The sequence below is a fragment of the Paracoccus sp. MBLB3053 genome, assembly GCF_031822435.1.
GTDB lineage: Bacteria > Pseudomonadota > Alphaproteobacteria > Rhodobacterales > Rhodobacteraceae > Paracoccus > Paracoccus aurantius.
Window position 1 is genome coordinate 53,943 of the sequence record NZ_JAVQLW010000003.1, and the last position, 17,840, is coordinate 71,782.

17 protein-coding genes are annotated in these 17,840 nt (G+C 62.1%); 8 read left to right on the forward strand and 9 right to left on the reverse strand.

The window, feature by feature from the left end; all coding sequences use genetic code 11:
• The first annotated feature begins 52 nt into the window (after window positions 1-52).
• Both RGQ15_RS16880 and RGQ15_RS16885 read left to right on the forward strand, forming a co-directional pair.
• A complete protein-coding gene (locus RGQ15_RS16880) occupies window positions 53-1,201 on the forward strand; it encodes a CaiB/BaiF CoA transferase family protein (protein WP_311161811.1) in 1,149 nt (382 codons plus the stop codon).
• Window positions 1,202-1,204: 3 nt separating this feature from the next.
• Window positions 1,205-2,332 carry an acyl-CoA dehydrogenase family protein gene (locus RGQ15_RS16885; protein ID WP_311161812.1) on the forward strand — a complete coding sequence of 376 codons (1,128 nt, stop codon included), beginning with the start codon at window positions 1,205-1,207 and terminating at the stop codon, window positions 2,330-2,332.
• 84 nt (window positions 2,333-2,416) lie between these two features.
• Here the strand turns inward: RGQ15_RS16885 and RGQ15_RS16890 are convergent, their stop codons facing one another.
• Window positions 2,417-2,815: a hypothetical protein gene (locus RGQ15_RS16890; RefSeq protein ID WP_311161813.1), complete on the reverse strand. Its 399-nt coding sequence runs from the start codon at window positions 2,813-2,815 to the stop codon at window positions 2,417-2,419.
• Between the two features lie 505 nt (window positions 2,816-3,320).
• Window positions 3,321-4,274 carry a GlxA family transcriptional regulator gene (locus RGQ15_RS16895; RefSeq protein ID WP_311161814.1) on the reverse strand — a complete coding sequence of 318 codons (954 nt, stop codon included), beginning with the start codon at window positions 4,272-4,274 and terminating at the stop codon, window positions 3,321-3,323.
• A 120-nt stretch (window positions 4,275-4,394) separates the two neighbouring features.
• Between RGQ15_RS16895 and RGQ15_RS16900 the strand changes: the two genes are divergently transcribed.
• The 3 genes from RGQ15_RS16900 (at window position 4,395) to RGQ15_RS16910 (ending at window position 7,839) form a co-directional block, all read left to right on the forward strand.
• Window positions 4,395-5,318, forward strand: a complete 924-nt coding sequence (locus RGQ15_RS16900) for a BKACE family enzyme (protein WP_311161815.1) — start codon at window positions 4,395-4,397, stop codon at window positions 5,316-5,318.
• Window positions 5,315-6,754, forward strand: a complete 1,440-nt coding sequence (locus RGQ15_RS16905; RefSeq protein WP_311161817.1) for a carnitine 3-dehydrogenase — start codon at window positions 5,315-5,317, stop codon at window positions 6,752-6,754. The genes RGQ15_RS16900 and RGQ15_RS16905 overlap by 4 nt, the downstream gene beginning before the upstream one ends.
• Before the next feature lie 104 nt (window positions 6,755-6,858).
• Window positions 6,859-7,839 carry a GlxA family transcriptional regulator gene (locus RGQ15_RS16910; protein WP_311161818.1) on the forward strand — a complete coding sequence of 327 codons (981 nt, stop codon included), beginning with the start codon at window positions 6,859-6,861 and terminating at the stop codon, window positions 7,837-7,839.
• Here the strand turns inward: RGQ15_RS16910 and RGQ15_RS16915 are convergent.
• From RGQ15_RS16915 to RGQ15_RS16925, 3 genes are all read right to left on the reverse strand, one after another.
• On the reverse strand, window positions 7,828-8,133 hold the full coding sequence (locus RGQ15_RS16915; RefSeq protein ID WP_311162215.1) for a glycine betaine ABC transporter substrate-binding protein: 306 nt from the start codon (window positions 8,131-8,133) through the stop codon (window positions 7,828-7,830). The two genes, RGQ15_RS16910 and RGQ15_RS16915, sit on opposite strands and share 12 nt — an antisense overlap.
• Window positions 8,076-8,765, reverse strand: coding sequence for a glycine betaine ABC transporter substrate-binding protein (locus RGQ15_RS16920; protein WP_311161820.1), 690 nt, complete (start codon window positions 8,763-8,765; stop codon window positions 8,076-8,078). The genes RGQ15_RS16915 and RGQ15_RS16920 overlap by 58 nt, the downstream gene beginning before the upstream one ends.
• Before the next feature lie 122 nt (window positions 8,766-8,887).
• A complete protein-coding gene (locus RGQ15_RS16925; protein WP_311161822.1) occupies window positions 8,888-9,343 on the reverse strand; it encodes an Lrp/AsnC family transcriptional regulator in 456 nt (151 codons plus the stop codon).
• A 133-nt stretch (window positions 9,344-9,476) separates the two neighbouring features.
• Here RGQ15_RS16925 and hppD point away from each other — a divergent pair, with 133 nt between their 5' ends.
• Complete coding sequence (gene hppD / locus RGQ15_RS16930; protein ID WP_311161823.1) at window positions 9,477-10,574, forward strand: 4-hydroxyphenylpyruvate dioxygenase; 1,098 nt, start codon at window positions 9,477-9,479, stop codon at window positions 10,572-10,574.
• On the opposite strand, the gene fahA is transcribed toward hppD, so the two are convergent.
• Both fahA and hmgA read right to left on the reverse strand, forming a co-directional pair.
• Window positions 10,541-11,842 carry a fumarylacetoacetase gene (gene fahA / locus RGQ15_RS16935; protein WP_311161824.1) on the reverse strand — a complete coding sequence of 434 codons (1,302 nt, stop codon included), beginning with the start codon at window positions 11,840-11,842 and terminating at the stop codon, window positions 10,541-10,543. The genes hppD and fahA overlap by 34 nt on opposite strands.
• A 62-nt stretch (window positions 11,843-11,904) precedes the next feature.
• Window positions 11,905-13,266, reverse strand: a complete 1,362-nt coding sequence (gene hmgA / locus RGQ15_RS16940; protein WP_409201350.1) for a homogentisate 1,2-dioxygenase — start codon at window positions 13,264-13,266, stop codon at window positions 11,905-11,907.
• Window positions 13,267-13,360: 94 nt separating this feature from the next.
• Between hmgA and RGQ15_RS16945 the strand changes: the two genes are divergently transcribed.
• Complete coding sequence (locus RGQ15_RS16945) at window positions 13,361-13,789, forward strand: MarR family winged helix-turn-helix transcriptional regulator (protein ID WP_311161826.1); 429 nt, start codon at window positions 13,361-13,363, stop codon at window positions 13,787-13,789.
• Window positions 13,790-13,792: 3 nt separating this feature from the next.
• On the opposite strand, the gene RGQ15_RS16950 is transcribed toward RGQ15_RS16945, so the two are convergent.
• Together RGQ15_RS16950 and RGQ15_RS16955 are read right to left on the reverse strand one after the other, a co-directional pair.
• The gene (locus RGQ15_RS16950) at window positions 13,793-14,965 is read right to left on the reverse strand and encodes a dihydrolipoamide acetyltransferase family protein (protein WP_311161827.1); all 1,173 of its coding nucleotides are present in this window, start codon (window positions 14,963-14,965) and stop codon (window positions 13,793-13,795) included.
• A 1-nt stretch (window position 14,966) separates the two neighbouring features.
• Window positions 14,967-17,045, reverse strand: coding sequence for an alpha-ketoacid dehydrogenase subunit alpha/beta (locus RGQ15_RS16955; RefSeq protein WP_311161829.1), 2,079 nt, complete (start codon window positions 17,043-17,045; stop codon window positions 14,967-14,969).
• A 115-nt stretch (window positions 17,046-17,160) separates the two neighbouring features.
• Here RGQ15_RS16955 and RGQ15_RS16960 point away from each other — a divergent pair, with 115 nt between their 5' ends.
• Complete coding sequence (locus RGQ15_RS16960; RefSeq protein WP_311161831.1) at window positions 17,161-17,640, forward strand: Lrp/AsnC family transcriptional regulator; 480 nt, start codon at window positions 17,161-17,163, stop codon at window positions 17,638-17,640.
• Window positions 17,641-17,840 lie beyond the last annotated feature (200 nt).

The window sequence follows — 17,840 nt, forward strand, 5'->3', positions numbered from 1 at the left end:
TATTGGGTAAATTCGCCTAGCCTGTGCCCGATACTGCGCCACAGGAGACGTCATGGCAGCACGAACGAAACCTCTTTCCGGTCTTCAGGTCCTGGATTTCACCCGGGTTCTGGCAGGCCCCTATGCCTCGGCGCTGATGGCGGATCTTGGCGCAGAGGTCATCAAGGTCGAAGGGCCAGGGGGCGATGAATACCGCCATGTGGGCCCCTTCCGCGAGGGCGAAAGTGCCCTGTTTCAGGCGGCGAACCGTGGAAAGCGATCGATCCTTCTCGATCTCAAGGACCCGGCGGACCGGAAGGTCGCGATTGCCCTTGCAAGCCGGGCCGACGTGGTCATCGAGAATTTCCGTCCCGGAGTGATGGCCAGGCTGGGACTGGGGCCAGACGAATTGCGCAGGCGCAATCCTCGCCTTGTCTATGCCTCGATCTCGGGCTTCGGGCAAACTGGCCCAAATCACGCGCGCCCGGCCTATGACATCGTGCTGCAGGCGATGAGCGGAATGATGGCCCTGACCGGCGATGCGGACGGGCCGCCGATGATGGTGGGCGAGGCGATCGCCGATGTGGCGGGCGGTCTTTTTGCAGCTTGGGGGATCATGGCCGCGCTGTTCGAACGTGAGCGCACGGGCGAAGGGCGGGTCATCGATCTTGCGCTATTCGATGCGCTGGCCTCGATGATGCCGACCGCCGCAGCGCGCGTCCTCGTCTGCGGGCAGGACCCTTCACGCGTGGGAAGCCGCCATGCCCTTTCGGCACCCTTCGGGGTTTATCCCGCTGGCAAAGGGCATTTCGCCGTCGCAGTTCTGAACGACCGTCTTTTCATCCGCTTTGCGCAGGCGATCGGTCGGCCAGAGCTGGCTGCCGATCCGCGTTTCGCCACGGATGCCGAGCGTCGCCTTCATGAGCCTGTTCTTGCCGAGGCGATTACATCCTGGGCGTCCGATCGCGATGCTGCAGAAGTCGTGGCAGCCCTGACCGAGGCGGGCATTCCCGCAGCACCCCTTTCGACCGCGCGCGAGGCCTGGAGTTCAGGGCAGGTGGTGTCTCGAGGGCTCGCGTCGCCGGTCGATCATCCCATCTTGGGGCAAGTCGCATTGCCCGAGCAACCCGTGCATTTTTCCGATGTGCCGCGCGGCAATCGCCGTCCCGCGCCGGCGCTCGACGAACATGGCGCGCAAATCCGCGCCGAACTGGAGAAGTAGTCAATGGAGTGGAATGACGACGAAGCAGCGATCCTCGATCAGATCGGGCGTTTTGCCGCGGAAGTGCTTGAACCCCGCGCGGCGGGGCTGGACGAAGCCCAGACCTTCGCCACCTGCCACCTTCCCATGATGGCCGAGCTGGGGCTGATGGGGCTTAACCTTCCGGAAGAGGAAGGCGGGCTTGGCCTGTCCGGCCCCGCGCTTTACCGTGCGGTCGAAATCATTGCCGGGGCCTGCGGATCAACCGCCTCGATGTTGACGGCGCATTACCTCGCCACGGATAGCCTTCATCTGGGCGCCGATCCTGAACTCAAGGCGCGGCTCCTGCCGCGCGCGGCATCGGGTGCGTTGGGCGCCTTTGCGCTGACCGAGCCCGAGGCGGGGTCGAATCCTGCCGACATGCGAACGACGGCCCGTCGCGAGGGGAGTGGCTATCGCATTCGCGGGACGAAGGCCTTCATCTCGAATGCGGGCGCGGCCGATTTCATCGTGGTTTATGCCAAGTCCGACCCCGAAGCCGGCGCGCGTGGCGTCTCGGCATTCCTCGTCGAGCCAGGTGTGACGCCGGGTGTGAGCGTCGCCCCGGCCGAGCGGACGATGGGCCTGCGGGGAGGCCATGTCTTCGGCGTCACGTTCGATTGCGTCGTCCCCGAAGAAAACCGCATCGGTCCCGAAGGAACGGGCTTTCGTACGGCGATGCGCGTTCTGGACAATGGCCGCATCGAAGTCGCGGCGCAGGCCACGGGGATCGCGGCCGCGGCCCTTGAGGCGTCGATCCGCTACGCACGAGAACGCCGGGTCGGTGGACAGCCGATCGGGGAATTTCAGGGTCTGCAATGGATGCTGGCGGATAGTGCCAACGATCTCGCTGCCGCGAGGGCACTGGGATATGCGGCGGCACGGCTGCGCGGGACCGGGGCGCGACATGCGACCGAAAGCGCTCATGCCAAGCTTTTTGCATCCGAGGCGGCATTTCGCATTGCCGATCGCGCCCTGCAGATCCATGGCGGCTACGGTTATTGCCGGGACTTCCCGCTTGAACGCTACCTGAGAGACCTGCGGATATTTCGCATCTATGAAGGAAGCTCCGAGATCCAGCGCACAATCATCGCCCGAAATCTGCTGGCGTGAATCCGCGGGCGGGGCCGGGGCCATGCCCCGCGCCAGGCGGCCCCTCGATGGGGCCGACCGGGCGAGCCTTCCTCGATCAGGCGATCACTTCAAGAGTTCCGACGCCAGGCCGAGGACATGGACGATCTTGAGCGAACTCGCATCAACGAGCACCACGCGATCCTCCACGACACGATAGTCGCGACCTGCGCCCGGCCCGGCAAGCCGCCGCAACTCATCGGACCTAAGCGTCCGGCCGTTCCTCGCCGACCCGCCCGTTCGTGGCGCAGCGTGTTGTTGCTGCGTGGTGACGGATTTTGCCCCCTTATTTGCAGCTTGTGCCTGAGGCGCCTTTTTCTGCTCGGTCTTCTCGCCCGCCGCCAAGGGCTGCACACAGTTCGGTTTGTCGTGTTGGCAGGGGCTTTGTTCCGCCGGCGCGGCCAGTGCTGGGGTGCAGGCCAGGTTCGCAAGGCCCAGTGCCGCGGAAATCAGAAACTTTCTCATCATAGTCCCGAAATTGTTGAAAAGTGGAAATGGTCGGCTGGCAGGGTGCCATTTGCGTCGCCCCGGCCATGACAGGGGCAGCCCCGAGGGCCAGCAGGGGTGACGCCAAGAAGGGTCTTGAGAGAGAGGGGGCGGGTCACGGGATTAACCTTCCATCGCTTGTGTCGTCGATCAGGCTAATCCGGCATTTTTTCTCCCTTTCGTCCGGCGCGTGACGAAACCTTTCTGCGGAAAATGAATTTGCAACCGCGTGTTTCTGTCCGCTTGGGCATGTCGTATTGCAGGCCCTCCTATCCGCACGCAACGAGGTCCCCCGACATGGGGCCCTTCGCCGCGAACCGCGTGCGGCCATGCTGGAACCGCCGTCCCGCCCTGGCTCGAACCAGCCAAGCGGATGCCTGACCGAACGAACGCCTGTACTGTGTCATTCGTCACATGGTGCCAGGGCACGCCCGGAAAGCCGGTCGCGGCAAATCGAGAACGACCGGTCAAGCTGGCGCGCGTCCTACGTCTCTTGTGCGGCGCCCTTGATACGCGGGCTCTGGGATTGCCGGATCGGGTGACCGTAAGCGCGCCGGTACGCCTTGCACAGCGCCGCGGCATCCGCATATCCGCAGCGCAGAGCGATTTCGCGCAGGTCATAGGATGAACCGTCCGCCAGTTCGCGGGCATGCGACAAACGCATCATCTGGAAGTAACGTCCGGGCGACATCCCAAGCTCGGCCTTGAAAAGGCGGTCCAGCTTGCTCAACGAAAGGCCGCAGCAGCTGGCGATCTCGCTCAGAGTCGGGGGGGTCTCGATCGTTTCGGCCATCAGGTTGACGACCTGCCGAAGCCGCGCGGTTCCCTTCCCGACAAGTCGCGCCGCCGTCGACAGGGCATTTTGCTGCCTGTCGAAGTCATGGAGGAACATCGAGGAAGCGATGAATGCATTGGCCGGACCGAAGCGCTCTGAAATGAAGGCCAGCATCAGGTCAAGGGCCGCGGACGCGCCCCCGCAACTCCAGACCTTTCCCTCCATCACATAGGGTGCGGGATCGACGTGAACTTGCGGGAATGTCTCGGCAAAGTCGGGCAGCAGCGACCAGTGTAGGGTCGCGCGCTGATCGCGCAAAAGGCCGGCAGCAGCGATGAGCCAGGCGCCGGTATCCGCTCCGACGACAATTCTGCCTTGCCGCGAAAGCGCCAGGATCTGGCGCAGCGTGCTTCTCGTGGCATGTTCGCGGTAGCCGTAGCCCGCCACCACCACCAACAGATCGATCGCACCTGCGCCATCGGCAGGTCTGTCCGGCGAGATCAGAAGGCCGCTGGAAGACCTGATCGGCTGATCCCCGTCCGTCAGGATCTGCCACAGGATTTCTATGCGCGCCTGATCGCGAACGGCCCGAAGGGGCTCGAGCAGGCAGGAAAGGACCATGTTCGAAAAGCCTTCGAACAGCAGGAAAGTGACGCGAACCATTCAAAAATATGACCGAATTGGACAAGAACGTGACATGATAGGACAATGGCTGACGGGTGTAACCCCCTAGCATCAGCCGAAAGAAAAGCCGCGCCATGCGGCTGCTGTCGGGAGTTCGAAATGCCGCTCACCATGAACCGCGAGGTTTTCATCACCTGTGCCGTTACGGGTTCCGGGGGAACCCAGGACCGGTCACCGCATGTTCCGCGCAGCCCGCGCGCGATTGCCGAGAGCGCGATCGCGGCGGCGAAGGCGGGCGCGGCGGTTGTGCATTGCCATGTGCGCGACCCCGAGACGGGCAAGCCCTCGCGCCGGCTCGACCTTTATCGCGAGGTGACCGATCGGATCCGCGATGCCGAGGTCGACGTGGTGCTGAACCTGACCGCGGGCATGGGGGGTGACCTGGTTCTGGGCTCGCCCGAGGCGCCGCTGCCCTTCAACGCGGCTGGCACGGACATGGTGGGCGCGAATGCGCGCATGGCCCATGTCGCCGAATGCCTGCCCGAGATCTGCACGCTGGATTGCGGCACGATGAACTTCGCCGAGGCGGATTACGTCATGACCAACACGCCCGGCATGCTGCGCGCGATGGGCGGCATGATGACGGCGCTTGGCGTCAAGCCCGAGATCGAGGCCTTCGACACCGGGCATCTGTGGTTTGCCAAGCAGCTTGTCGCCGAGGGCGTGCTGACCGGCCCGGCTCTGGTGCAGCTTTGCATGGGGGTGCCGTGGGGGGCGCCCAATGACCTCAATACCTTCCTTGCGATGGTGAATGCGGTGCCCTCGGACTGGAACTGGTCGGCCTTCAGCCTGGGCCGGGACCAGATGGCCTATGTCTCGGCCGCGGTTCTGGCCGGGGGCAATGTGCGGGTCGGGCTCGAGGACAACCTGTGGCTCGGCAAGGGCCAGCTTGCGACCAATGCGCAGCTGGTCGACCGCGCGGTGACGATCATCGAAAGCATGGGGGCGCGGGTGATCGGCCCCGATGCGGTGCGCGAAAGGCTGGGCCTGGTGAAGCGGGCGCCGGTGGGGGTGATGGCATGAGCAAGGCTGCGATCATTGGCGGCGGCGTCATCGGCGGCGGCTGGGCGGCGCGGTTCCTGCTGAACGGCTGGGACGTGGCGGTCTGTGACCCCGATCCCGAGGCCGGGCGCAAGATCGGCGAGGTGCTGGCCAATGCCCGCCGCTCGCTGCCCGCGCTTTACGACCGCGCCCTGCCCGCCGAGGGCAAGCTGAGCTTCCACACCGACCTCGCCGAAGCCGTCAAAGGCGCAAAATGGGTCCAGGAAAGCGTGCCGGAAACGCTTGAGTTGAAACACAGGGTTCTGCCCGCCATCCAGGCGGCGGTCGGTCCCGATGCGATCATCGGCTCATCGACCTCGGGCTTCAAACCCTCAGAACTGAACGCGGCCGGAACGCGTGCCATCGTCGCCCATCCGTTCAATCCCGTCTACCTGCTGCCGCTGGTCGAACTGGTCGGTGATCCTGACACCTGCGCGCAAGCCGCGGAGATCCTGCGCGGCATTGGCATGTTTCCCTTGCATGTCCGCAAGGAAATCGACGCCCATATCGCGGACCGGCTGCTCGAAGCCGTCTGGCGTGAGGCACTTTGGCTGGTCAAGGACGGCGTTGCCACGACCGAGGAAATCGACGAGTCGATCCGGATGGCCTTTGGTATTCGCTGGGCGCAGATGGGCCTTTTCGAGACATATCGCATCGCGGGTGGCGAAGCGGGCATGAAACATTTCATGGCGCAATTCGGCCCGGCCTTGTCCTGGCCCTGGACGAAGCTCATGGACGTGCCCGAGTTCAATGACGCGTTGGTCGATCTGATCGCCTCGCAATCTGATGCACAATCGGGCCATCTCTCGATCCGCGAGCTTGAACGCCTGCGCGACGATAACGTGGTCGGCATGATCCGGGCGCTGCGTCGGTCGGGCAGCGGGGCGGGGGGCGTGGTGCGCGCGCATGAGGGCGGTCTTGTCCAGGGGGGTGAGCACGAGGGCCTGCCGATCACTGTGGCCCGACAGGTTCCGACGACCTGGACCGATTACAACGGTCACATGAACGAGACGCATTACCTTGAGGCCGCCTCGATTGCGACGGATCGCTTCATGGAGATGATCGGGGCCGATGCAGCATATGTCGCGTCCGGGAAAAGCTATTTCACCGTCGAGAACCATGTCCGCTATCTGGACGAGGTCCATGCCGGTGAGCGGCTTACAGTTACGACGCAGGTTCTGGCGGCCGAAGGCAAGAAGATGCAGCTGTTCCACCGCTTATGGCGCGAGGACGACCGGCTCGCGGCCACGGTGGAGACGCTGCTTCTGCATACCGATCTGACCACGCGCCGGACCAGCCTTCCCGAGCCGCAAGTGACCGCGGCACTGACGGGATGGGCCGCGCGCCACGCCGCAATGCCGGCGGATGGAGCAGGCCGCTTTGTTGGTCAACGAGTTCCGGCTCCGGAAACGGTGTAGCGGGAGCGGGGGGGCTACGGCCCCTCGCCATTCGGCGAGAAAGGGGGTCAATCGCTTGACCCTTTCGTCGGAACCCGTCTTATCATTTGCGCAGAAGCTTTTACATGTCGCGCAACTTGATCTTTCAGCCATCCGATCAACCTCTGAGCGTAACGATCCTCGTTCTGCCCGACGCTTCCCTGATGAGCCTGGCGGCGACACTTGATCCGATGCGTGCAGCGAACCGGATTTCCGGTCGCAAGCCTTATCGCTGGCGCGTCGTGTCCATGGATGGACAGCCGGTCGCGACAAGCTGTGGCCTTGCAATGCAGGTCGATGGCGCATTCCAATCGCAGGACGAATGCGATCTTTTGATCGTGGTCGCAGCTTTCAACATTGCCCGTCACGCGACTTCGGCCGTGCTTTCCTCGGTCAGGAAGGGTGCCCGGCGCGCCAGGATGGTCGGAGGCGTCGAGGCCGGAAGCTGGGTCCTGGCCATGGCCGGGCTGCTCGATCAGCGCCAGGCCACGACCCACTGGGAAGATCTGGAAGATTTCGCCGCGCGGTTTCCGCAGGTCAGGGTGATCCCCGATCGTTGGGTGGTCGACGGACCGGTTTTCACCACCGGGGGCGCCGCCCCTGCGCTGGATTTCATGCTTGCGCTGATCCGGGCGCGACAAGGCTTCGGCTCGGCGCTGAATGTCGCCAGTCTCTATGTCTATGAGGAGGTCCGGCTTCCTTCTGACGCGCAACCGCTGGTATCATTGGGCCGGATCGGCAAGCTCGAGCACCGGGTCGCCCAGGCAATCCGGATCATGGAAGAGCATGTCGATGCGCCGCTTCCGATCAAGGTCATTGCAGGACGGGTCAAATGCTCGGCGCGTACGCTTGAGGGGTTGTTTCGGGAAGCGGTCGAAACCTCGCCCGGTGCCTATTACCTGTCACTGCGCCTTCAGGCGGCGCGCAGGCTGATCGTCGATACCGATCTGTCGATGGCCGAGATCGCCGTCAGGACCGGCTTTTCGTCGATCGCCACCTTGGCGCGGTCATTCAGGCGGCAGTTCGGGCAACCCCCGACCGCCGCCCGCAAGGGATCAAAGGCCTAGCGATTCCTTGGCCGCCGGAAGGCCCGGGGCGCCTTCATAGGTGGTGACATCGGCCAGCCAGCCATCCAGTGCCGCAGGATTTTCCTTGAGCCAGCGTTCGGCCGCGGCGCGGGGTTCCATCCCTTCGTCCAGGATATAGGACATCATCACGTCCTCGGCTTCGACCGTGAAGCTGAGATTGGTCAGGAAATTTCCGAGATTGGGGCAGTCCTTCGAGAATCCCGCACGGGTATTGGTCAGGACGGTGGCGCCCCATCTTCGGGCCCGAACACGTCGTTTCCTTCGGACAGGTATTCGAGCTCATAGCGCACGTTCATCGGATGGGGGCGCCAGCCGAAGAACACGATGTCATTGCCGGACCCGATCGCACGTTGCACTTGGGCAAGCATACCTTGCTCGCTGGATTCGACGAGTTCGAAACCGCCAAGACCGAACATGTCCTCATCGATCATCTTGAGGATGGTTCCGTTCGCGCCACTGCCGGCCTCGATGCCGTAGATCTTGCCTCCAAGCTGGTCCTTGAACTTGGCGATGTCGGCATAGGTCTTGAGGCCGGCTTCGTAGCTTTTCGCCGGGACGGCGTAGCCGATCAGGGCCCCTTCGAGATTGGTCGCGACGACCTCGATCTCGCCGGCATCGACGAGCGGCTTCTGGGTCGCCTCCTGCAGCGGCATCCAGTTGCCAAGGAAGATGTCCGTGTCACCCTTTTTCAGCGATTCGAACGTCACGGCGACGGATAGGATCTGGATTTCCGGCTTGTAACCCAGCGCCTCGAGCAGAATGGCACTTGTCGCGGTCGTCGCCGAGATATCGGTCCAGCCGACATCCGAAAATGTCGGCGCCTGGCACGCGGCCGGTTCTGCCGCGTGGGCCTGTGACATCATGGCAAATGCAGTCAGCATGCCGGTGGCGATCTTGATTTTCATCCTTGCGTCCTCCTGTGTCGGCGTTCTTTCAAGAAGGATAACCGAGGAGTGCCAGCCGGATTGTCACAAAGCGCAGCAAATTTTGCAATTTGCGAATCAGCGCCAAAATCCATGGCACCGAGCTAGACTGGAAGTCCGGCATCGGCCTTGGGTTGGTCCATGACGATCTGGCTTTGAACGCGGGCCACCGCAGGATGCGGCAGCAGACGGTGATGAATAAGCGTGTTCAGCGCCGGCAGATCGGCGCACCAGACACGAAGCAGGTAGTCCGCCTCTCCGGTCAGGGTCCAGCAACTGACGACTTCGGGCAGGGTGGCCACGAGGCGGGCGAAGTTCTGGGCGTTGTCTTCACTGTGCGCCGCCATCTGGACCTGGACAAAAGCCTGCACCGTCAAGCCGAGTTTTCCGGGATCGAGACGCGCACCATAACCCAGGATGATCCCTTCTTCCTCGAGCCGGGCGCGTCTTCGCGCAGCCTGGGATGGTGACAGGTTCAGGACTTCGCCAAGTTCCTGCGCGGTGATGTTCGCCCGGCGCTGGAGGGTGGCAAGCAAGCGGGAATCGGTGGGATCATACATGCGGGTTTTTTGCGATAAACCTGTGATTTAGGCGAATATGACGCATGGAAAGACGGCTTGGAACCAAAAATTGCGCGCATCCGGCATGGATCAGGTGCGATCCTCTGTCCAAGCACCTTTGTGGGAGGAACAAATGGGCCCTTTTCCGCACGACGCACCCCGCGCCACGATATCCGAACAGAACCCGGCGGGAACGGATGGTTTCGAATTCGTGGAATTCGCTCATCCGCAACCGGACGAATTGCGCATGCTGTTCATCCGCATGGGCTATACACTCACGGCCAGACACCTGACGAAAGCCATCGAGCTTTGGCAACAGGGCGACATCACCTATGTTTTGAATGACGAGCCGGGCAGCCATGCCAGAGATTTCGTCGAACGGCACGGACCCTGCGCTCCCTCGATGGCCTGGCGTGTCGCAGACGCGCGGCACGCGTTCGAACATGCCGTGAAGAACGGCGCCAAGCCCTATGAAGGTTCGGGGAAGACCCTCGAGTGGCCAGCGATTATCGGCATCGGTGGTTCCCTGATCTACTTCACCGATCGCTATGGCGGCGATGCCAATCCCTATGCCGACGAATTCAGGTTCATCACGGCGCCCAAGCCGGCGGGCGTCGGGTTTCACTATCTCGACCACCTGACCCATAACGTCCACCGGGGCAACATGGACAAGTGGTTCGACTTTTACGGCAAGATCTTCCAGTTCCGCCAGATCCGGTTCTTCGATATCGAAGGAAAGTATACCGGTCTTTTCAGCCGTGCATTGACCAGCCCCTGTGGCCGTATTCGCATCCCGATCAACGAGGATCGGGGCGAGACAGGTCAGATCGTCGAATATCTGCGCCGCTACAACGGCGAGGGCATCCAGCACATCGCTGTCGGCTCCGAGGACATCTATGCCTCGACCGACGCGATTGCCGCGCGCGGGCTGAAATTCATGCCAAAGCCGCCAATGTCCTATTACGAGATGTCGCATGACCGGGTGAAGGGGCATGAAGAGCCGATCGATCGCATGGCCGAGCATGGCATCCTGATCGACGGCGAAGGCGTGGTCGATGGCGGTGAGACGCGCATCCTGTTGCAGATCTTCTCGAAAACGGTAATCGGCCCGATTTTCTTCGAATTCATCCAACGCAAGGGCGATGACGGCTTTGGTGAGGGGAATTTCCGTGCCTTGTTCGAAAGCATCGAGCAGGATCAGATCGAGCGCGGGGTCCTGCAGGCGTCGTAAACGCCGTCCTCTCGCGCATAGGGATCGGTGAGCGCGGCCAGCAACCGGCCGCTGCAGTCGCCGAAACCGATTGCATAGCCATCACCCTGCGCCCGACCGCGCAGGGTGATCTGGTCACCGTCTTCGAGAAAGCTTCGCGAACCGCCCGAGATCATCACGCGTTCAGTACCCCCCCAGCTTAGCTCGAGCATGCTGCCACGGCTGGCTTTGTCCGGCCCGGAAATCGTGCCCGACCCGAGGAGATCGCCGGTCGACATTGCACAACCGGATAGGGTGTGATGAGCCAGTTGCTGGCCCGCCGAATAGTAAAGCTGCGAGGCGTTCGTTCGGCAGATCACGGTTTCCGTCCCGCCCTGCGGGGTAAGGCCAACCTCAAGAGCGATATCGTAGTTCATCGCCCGCGGCTCGGCCAGATAGGGCAGCAGCGCAGCCTGACGGGTCGGCGTTTCGACCCGGAAAGGCTCCAATGCGGCTCGCGTGACGATCCATGGTGAAATCGTTGTGGCCGTGGCCTTCGATTGAAACGGGCCAAGGGGCTGGTATTCCCAGGCCTGAATGTCGCGCGCCGACCAATCGTTGAGCAGCACATAGCCGAAGATCATTGCATCGGCTTCTTCGACGGTGACAGGTCGACCGGGCTGCGACGGCATTCCGACGACGGCGCCCAGTTCAAGCTCGAAATCAAAACGTGTCGAGGGCGAAAATTGGGGCGTTATCTCGTTCGGATGCTTCACTTGCCCCCAGGGGCGACGCAGCTCTGTCCCGGACACCACCACGGAAGAAGCTCTGCCATTATAGCCGATCGGCATGTGCAGCCAGTTCGGCGGAAGGGCATTTTCGGCCCCCCTGAACATGGTACCCACATTCTCGGCGTGGCATCGAGCGGCGTAGAAATCGGTGTATTCAGCGATTCTGAATGGCAGGTGCAGTTGCGCGACGTTCATCGAAACGAGGTGCGGGGCCACTTCCCTTGCTTCGGCCGAACCTTCCGCAAGCAACTCGATCAATCGCCCACGCATCCGCGACCAGGTACTGGGCCCGGCTGCCATCAAGGCGTTCCAGAAGGGCTTGTCAAACAGCGGCTCGGCCGAAATGTGCAGGAGGCCCGCCCGCTCCAATTTCGCCATGTCGACGATCATATCGCCGATCGCAACGCCGCATCGCGGGGCTTCGCCAAGGCAAGAAAATACGCCGCAGGGCAGATTGTTCAGGGGAAACGAGCTTTCCGCATCATTCGCCCCCGGTACCCAGGACCTGATCAAAGCCATGTTTTGCTTGTCACCTTGATTCAAGAATATGTTGATGCAGCGGTGTGAACCCCATCCGCTGCCTATTTTGGATCGGGTGTGCCGTCGAATTTCTTTTCGAGGCTTCCCCAGCAGTCGATGTAATCTTCTTGCAGGTGACCGGATTGCGCCGCGAACGGCGTCAGGTGTTGGGCGAAGCGGGTTTCGAACATGAACGACATGGTCTGATCGAGTTTTTCCGGTCTCAACTCGGCATTCGATGCCGCCTCGAAGGCGTTTCGATCCGGGCCGTGAGGCAGCATGCAATTGTGCAGGCTCATGCCGCCCGGCGCGAAGCCCTTGGGCTTGGCGTCATAGACCCCGTAGATGTTCCCCATCAATTCGGACATGACGTTCTTGTGGTACCAAGGCGGACGGAAGGTCTGCTCGGCCACCAACCAGCGTTCCCGGAACAGGACGAAGTCGATATTCGCCGTGCCCTCGACCCCCGAAGGCGCGGTCAGGACGGTGAAGATCGAAGGATCGGGATGATCGAACAGGATCGCGCCAACCGGGCAATAATTGCGCAGGTCGTATTTGCAGGGCGCATAATTCCCATGCCAGGCGACAACATCCAACGGCGAATGGCCGATCCTTGTCCGATGGAACTGACCGCACCACTTCACGGTCACAGTCGAAGATGTCTCGCGATCCTCGAATGCGGCAACCGGTGTCTTGAAGTCGCGCCTGTTCGCCATGCAGTTTGCGCCTATCGGCCCCCGCCCAGGCAACGCGAATTTCTGGCCGTAGTTTTCGCAGACGAATCCTCGCGCGGGACCTTCGAGCAGTTCAACGCGATAGACGAGGCCACGGGGGATCACGGCAATTTCCTTGGGCTCGATATCAATGATCCCGAGTTCGGTGCAGAAGCGCAGCCGCCCCTCTTGCGGGACGACCAGGAGCTCGCTGTCGGCGGAATAGAAATAGGCGTCCTGCATCGAATGGGTCACAAGGAAGATATGGCTTGCCATGCCGGTCTGGGTGTTGACGTCCCCAGCCGTGGTCATGGTTCGCATCCCGGTAATCCAATCCAGCGGTTCGTCCGGCACCTTGATCGGGTCCCAGCGATATTGACCGAGGCTGACGATATCGGGGTCAATGCACGGCGCCGTTTTCCATAAGGGCATATCGAGCCGCTCAAAGCGATGGGTGTGGCGAACGCTCGGCCTGATCCGGTAGCACCATGTCCGCTCATTCTGGTGGCTGGGCGCCGTGAAAGCTGTACCCGAAAGCTGTTCGCCATATAGCCCGTAAGTGCATTTCTGCGGTGAGTTCATGCCCTGTGGCAAAGCGCCGGGCAGAGCCTCGGTTTCGAAATCGTTGCCGAAGCCCGGCATGTATCCTTCATGCGGCCCATGGGTCGTCACGGCGCGGATCATGCCCTTGGGAAGATCAATACTTGTCATCTGGGCCCCCTCCGAATCCTTCGTCTTCCATGGTCATTGCATTTGCAACGAAGTCAAGCTTCACTGGCCTGAACTCTCCCGGATGCGAGGCGCCATGACCGGTTTTGTCCTGAACGATTTCCTGCCCTATCGGCTTGCGGTTGCCGCTTCGCGTGTCAGTCGCGCCTTCGAAAGGCGCTATATGGCCGAGGCCGGGATAACCGTGCCGGAATGGCGTGTTCTTGCCCATCTATCGCAGGAAGGGGCGGTGTCCGTCCGCGAGATCGAATTGCGGGCCGACATGGAAAAATCCAAGGTCAGCCGCGCGGCATCGCGGCTTCAGCGTCAGGGGCTGATCGAAAAGCTCGAAAATCCCGGAGACCGTCGGCTGGTCTCCCTTTCCCTGACGCCGAAGGGCCTGATAATGGTTGAGCGTCTCATCCCGCTGGCCATGGAATTCCAGTCGGAACTGCAGGCCGTGCTGGGGGACAGGCTGCTATGCTTCGATAAGGGGCTCGCCACGATTTGCAATGGCAAGTTCTGACGCTCAGCTTGCCGACCACCCTTCCAGCGCCCCGACAAATGCTGTGAGCCAGAGGTTGGTCTGATGACCGTCGAGCACACGATGATCTATGGTCAGGCTGACATAGGCCATCGGGCGGATCTGGATCGTGTCGGTCCCGTCGACTTCGCGCACGACGACCCGCTTTTCCAGCTTGCCGATCCCGAGGATTGCCGATTGAGGCTGATTTATGATGATCGGCGCCGCAAGCAGCGACCCGGAAACGCCGTGATTCGAGATCGTGAATGTTCCGTCGCGCATGTCTTCAGGTGCCAATCTGCCTTCGCGAGCGCGGGTCGTCATGTCCTGCAGACGGGTTGCGACGCCACGCAGCGACAGTTCCTGCACATTGCGGATCACCGGAACGACCAGCCCCTTGTCGCCGAGCGCCGTGCCAATTCCAATATTGGTATCCTCGAAGATCTCCAGCCGGTCCTCGTGCCATCGGCTGTTCACACCGGGAACGGCCTGCATCGCCCGCGCGGCCGCGAGAACGATGTAGGCGGTATAGGATAGCGCGATTCCATCCCTCTCGAACGAGGGCTTGTGACGCCTGCGATGGGTGATGATGGCGCTGAAATCAGCTTCGAAAACGGCAGTCACCTGCGGCGCTTCGCGGACCGATTTCAGCATGTTGCGCGCAATGGCGAGCCTCATCTGGTCATGCGGGACGGAACGGCTGGGGGAACCTTTTGGCTTCGGCGTCGCGGCTGGCGCGGGGGGAGCGGGCCGCTTTGTCAAGCCTTGGGCGGCATCATCCGCGTTGGCCCGATCCACGTCGGCACGGGTCAGGCGGCCGTCGCGGCCCGTTCCCTTGATCGTGGCCGGGTTCAATCCGCTTTCAGCGAGCGCCTTCCGAACGGCTGGAGAGTGCCAATGTGACATGTCGGGCGCGGCAGTTGCCGGATTGCCAGACGGCAAGTTCTCCGCCAGCTCGATCCGGCCCAGGATCATGCCCGGACGGGCCTGCGATCCCGTGTCGATGATGATTTCGGCCAGCCTTCCGGCGACCGGAGAGGGAACTTCGACCGACACCTTGTCGGTTTCAAGTTCGACCAGCGGATCGTTGATTTCGACCATATCGCCAATGGCGCGAAGCCAGTTCGAGACGACGGCCTCGGTGCCTTCCTGCTCAAGTGGAACCAAAATGTCCGTCATGTCAGAACCCCAGCACGTCTTCGAGTTTCGCACGGATCGCCGCGACCGAGGGCACGGCCCATTCCAGCAGCGCAGGGTTATGCGGGCTGGGGATGTCGGGCATCGTCAGGCGTTCCACCGGGGCATCGAGCGTCGTGAAGCCTTCAGAGGCGACGACGGCGGCGATCTCTGCCCCAAAGCCAGCAGTCTGCAGGTCCTCGTGAACGATCAGGCAGCGATGGGTCTTGGCGACCGAGGCCAGTACGGTTTCGCGATCCCAGGGCATGAGCGTGCGCAGGTCGATCACATCGATCGAAAGTCCCTTCGCTGCGGATTCACAGCGATCGACCATGCCGCCCCATGTGACGATGGTTGCGTCCTTGCCCTCGGAGACCAGTTTTGCCTTGCCGAAGGGCAGCGCGAAATCGTCGCCGGGCCAGGGCCGGCGCGCCCAGGAATGGTCGAGCATCGCGCGGTGTTCGAGAAAGATCACCGGGTCATTGCCGCGCAAGGCCGTGCGCAGCAGCCCCACAGCATCCTCGGCATTCGAAGGTGAGGCAACCATCCAGCCCGGGCTGTGGACAAAGGCCACCTCGTTGGTCTGGCTATGCCATGGGTCTCCGCATTTGAAGAAGCCGACCGGCATCCGCACCACCATCGGCGCGGCGAAGCGGTTGTTGGTGCGCCAGCGCATCGACCCGCAATCATTCAACTGCTCGGTCGCGGGTTCGGCATATTTGCGGAACTGGATTTCGGGGACCGGCAAGAGACCCGCCAGTGCCATCCCGACGGCGCGGCCAATGATGCCTTCCTCGGAAAGCGAGGTGTCGAAGACACGTTCGGCGCCGAATTTTTCCTGCAGGCCCAGGGTCACGGCATGGACCCCGCCCTTGGCGCCGACATCCTCGCCGAAGACCACCATGTGCGGGTTCGAGGCCAGTTCCTGATCCAGAACCCGGCGGATCGCGGTCACCATATTGATGCGCTGCCCCTCAGGGCGGGGCATGTCGGTCACAGCAGGGGGCTGCCAGCCGTGATTGCGCAAGCCGCCGACCTGCTGCATCTCTCCATCGTAGAAGACATGCTTCATCACCGAACCGGGCTTTGCGACCGGGCGAAGCTGGGCGGCGGCGCATGCGGTTTCGACACGGGCTGACGCAGCTTCCACCTCGGCATCCCATTCCTGGCCGGACATTCGCGCGGGAACGAGATAGGATTTCAGCTTGTGCCACGGATCTCGCGCCCATTCGGCCTTGACGACATTCTCACCCTTATAGGTCTGGGTGTCCTGGAAGCTGTGCCCCTGAAGCCGCGGGACGGTCAGTCGCAACATGACGGGCGCATGTTCCTCGCGGACATGGGCCACGGCCTCGGCAATCAGCCGGGAGGCTTCGCCGGGATCGGTTCCGTCCCCCGACAGAATGCGCAAGCCCTGCCAGGATGCGAGATTCGCCGCGATATTACCGCCCGGTGTCTGGAAGCTCGAAGGAACCGAAATGCCGAAGCCGTTGTCCTCGACATAGAAAAGCATCGGCAACTTCTGCGTGGTCGCGATGGTCAGCGCCGACCAGAAGCCGTTTGACGCCACCGAACCGTCGCCTCCGAGCACGACCGCGATCGACCGGGCATGTTCAGCCGATCCCAACACCTTGGCGTAAAAATCGAGCGCCTGCGCCCAACCGGCCGTAGGGGTGTACTGGGCGCCAACTCCGCCGCACATCGGCAAGGCCGTCGCGCCGCCCGGATTTGGATAATTGAAGACCACGCCGATATCTCGCCCGTCGGAATAGCCCCCCGCGCGCCCCATCGCGGAACCCAGCGCATCTTCGGGGTCAACACCCAGGGCAAGCAAAAGCGGTCGTGAACGATAATAGCCGCAGACCGCGTCATGAGGCCCGTCGAGTTGCAGCCCCAGCAGGATTTGAGCCATGTCGTGACCGCGCGCCGAAAACTGGTAGAGCACCTTCTTCTCAGGCACGAGCCGGCTTTCCTCCATCTCGTCCAGGGCCCTGCTCATGGCCAGATGACGCAGAAGCTTTCTCCAATCGACCGCCGTGTCGGGCGCGTTGCGCAACGCGGCAATCGTTCCTGTTCTCGCCATGGTGAAGCCTCCCCTGCTTTGGGAAGTATTGTGATCCGAATTTCGCGAATATCTCTTTCAATCGTGTCGGTGTGCGCGCCAAATGATAAACACGCGTTTCATATTGTGGGGAATTGTGAACAAAGCGATCCAGATTGATTCCATCGACCGTAAGATCATCGAGGCGCTGCAGGTCAATGGCAGGCTGTCGAGCCAGGAACTCGCCGAGCGAGTCGGTTCATCGGCTGCCTCTTGTTGGCGCAGGGTGCGAGCGCTTGAGGAAGCGGGCGTCTTGCAGGAAACGGTGCGGCTGGTCGATCCGGTTCTGCTGGGTCGGGGGCTGGATGTCTTTTGCCAGATCAGGCTCAAGTCGCAGGGGCGTTCTCAGCGCGCTGTCTTCGAAACCTTCATCGACGCGCAACAGGACGTGGTCGAATGCTATTCGATCAGCGGTGATTGGGACTATCTTCTGCATGTTGTCGCAAAGGACGTCGCAGATTACGAACGTGTCCTCATGCATGGGATACTGGATCATGACGCTATCGCCAGCTCGTCTTCGATCTTCGTGTTGCGACGGGTGAAGCACAAGACGGCCATCCCGGTTCACGACCTATGATCTCTCTTCCCGGCGCATGGCCCGGCAGCCTGCAAGCAAGCATAAGGCGGGATTTGCCCGCGAGTGCCGCAGGGCATCCTGGCTCATCGTCAGCGGATTGCCGCCGCATGGCCGTTGCCTTCCTGCCATAACAGCTATGCGAAGCCGTCAGAAACCTCGAAACCGAAAGAAGCTGTTTGTAGGCTGGCTCAATCTGTGCC

Coding starts and splice junctions, on each gene's coding strand:
- RGQ15_RS16945 (WP_311161826.1), top strand. CDS start 13,361: ATGACCGGTTTTGTCCTGAACGATTTCCTGCCCTATCGGCTTGCGGTT.
- hmgA (WP_409201350.1), bottom strand. CDS start 13,266: ATGACAAGTATTGATCTTCCCAAGGGCATGATCCGCGCCGTGACGACC.
- RGQ15_RS16955 (WP_311161829.1), bottom strand. CDS start 17,045: ATGGCGAGAACAGGAACGATTGCCGCGTTGCGCAACGCGCCCGACACG.
- fahA (WP_311161824.1), bottom strand. CDS start 11,842: ATGGCTTTGATCAGGTCCTGGGTACCGGGGGCGAATGATGCGGAAAGC.
- RGQ15_RS16925 (WP_311161822.1), bottom strand. CDS start 9,343: ATGTATGATCCCACCGATTCCCGCTTGCTTGCCACCCTCCAGCGCCGG.
- RGQ15_RS16890 (WP_311161813.1), bottom strand. CDS start 2,815: ATGAGAAAGTTTCTGATTTCCGCGGCACTGGGCCTTGCGAACCTGGCC.
- RGQ15_RS16880 (WP_311161811.1), top strand. CDS start 53: ATGGCAGCACGAACGAAACCTCTTTCCGGTCTTCAGGTCCTGGATTTC.
- RGQ15_RS16920 (WP_311161820.1), bottom strand. CDS start 8,765: ATGAAAATCAAGATCGCCACCGGCATGCTGACTGCATTTGCCATGATG.
- RGQ15_RS16950 (WP_311161827.1), bottom strand. CDS start 14,965: ATGACGGACATTTTGGTTCCACTTGAGCAGGAAGGCACCGAGGCCGTC.
- RGQ15_RS16905 (WP_311161817.1), top strand. CDS start 5,315: ATGAGCAAGGCTGCGATCATTGGCGGCGGCGTCATCGGCGGCGGCTGG.
- RGQ15_RS16910 (WP_311161818.1), top strand. CDS start 6,859: ATGTCGCGCAACTTGATCTTTCAGCCATCCGATCAACCTCTGAGCGTA.
- hppD (WP_311161823.1), top strand. CDS start 9,477: ATGGGCCCTTTTCCGCACGACGCACCCCGCGCCACGATATCCGAACAG.
- RGQ15_RS16885 (WP_311161812.1), top strand. CDS start 1,205: ATGGAGTGGAATGACGACGAAGCAGCGATCCTCGATCAGATCGGGCGT.
- RGQ15_RS16900 (WP_311161815.1), top strand. CDS start 4,395: ATGCCGCTCACCATGAACCGCGAGGTTTTCATCACCTGTGCCGTTACG.
- RGQ15_RS16895 (WP_311161814.1), bottom strand. CDS start 4,274: ATGGTTCGCGTCACTTTCCTGCTGTTCGAAGGCTTTTCGAACATGGTC.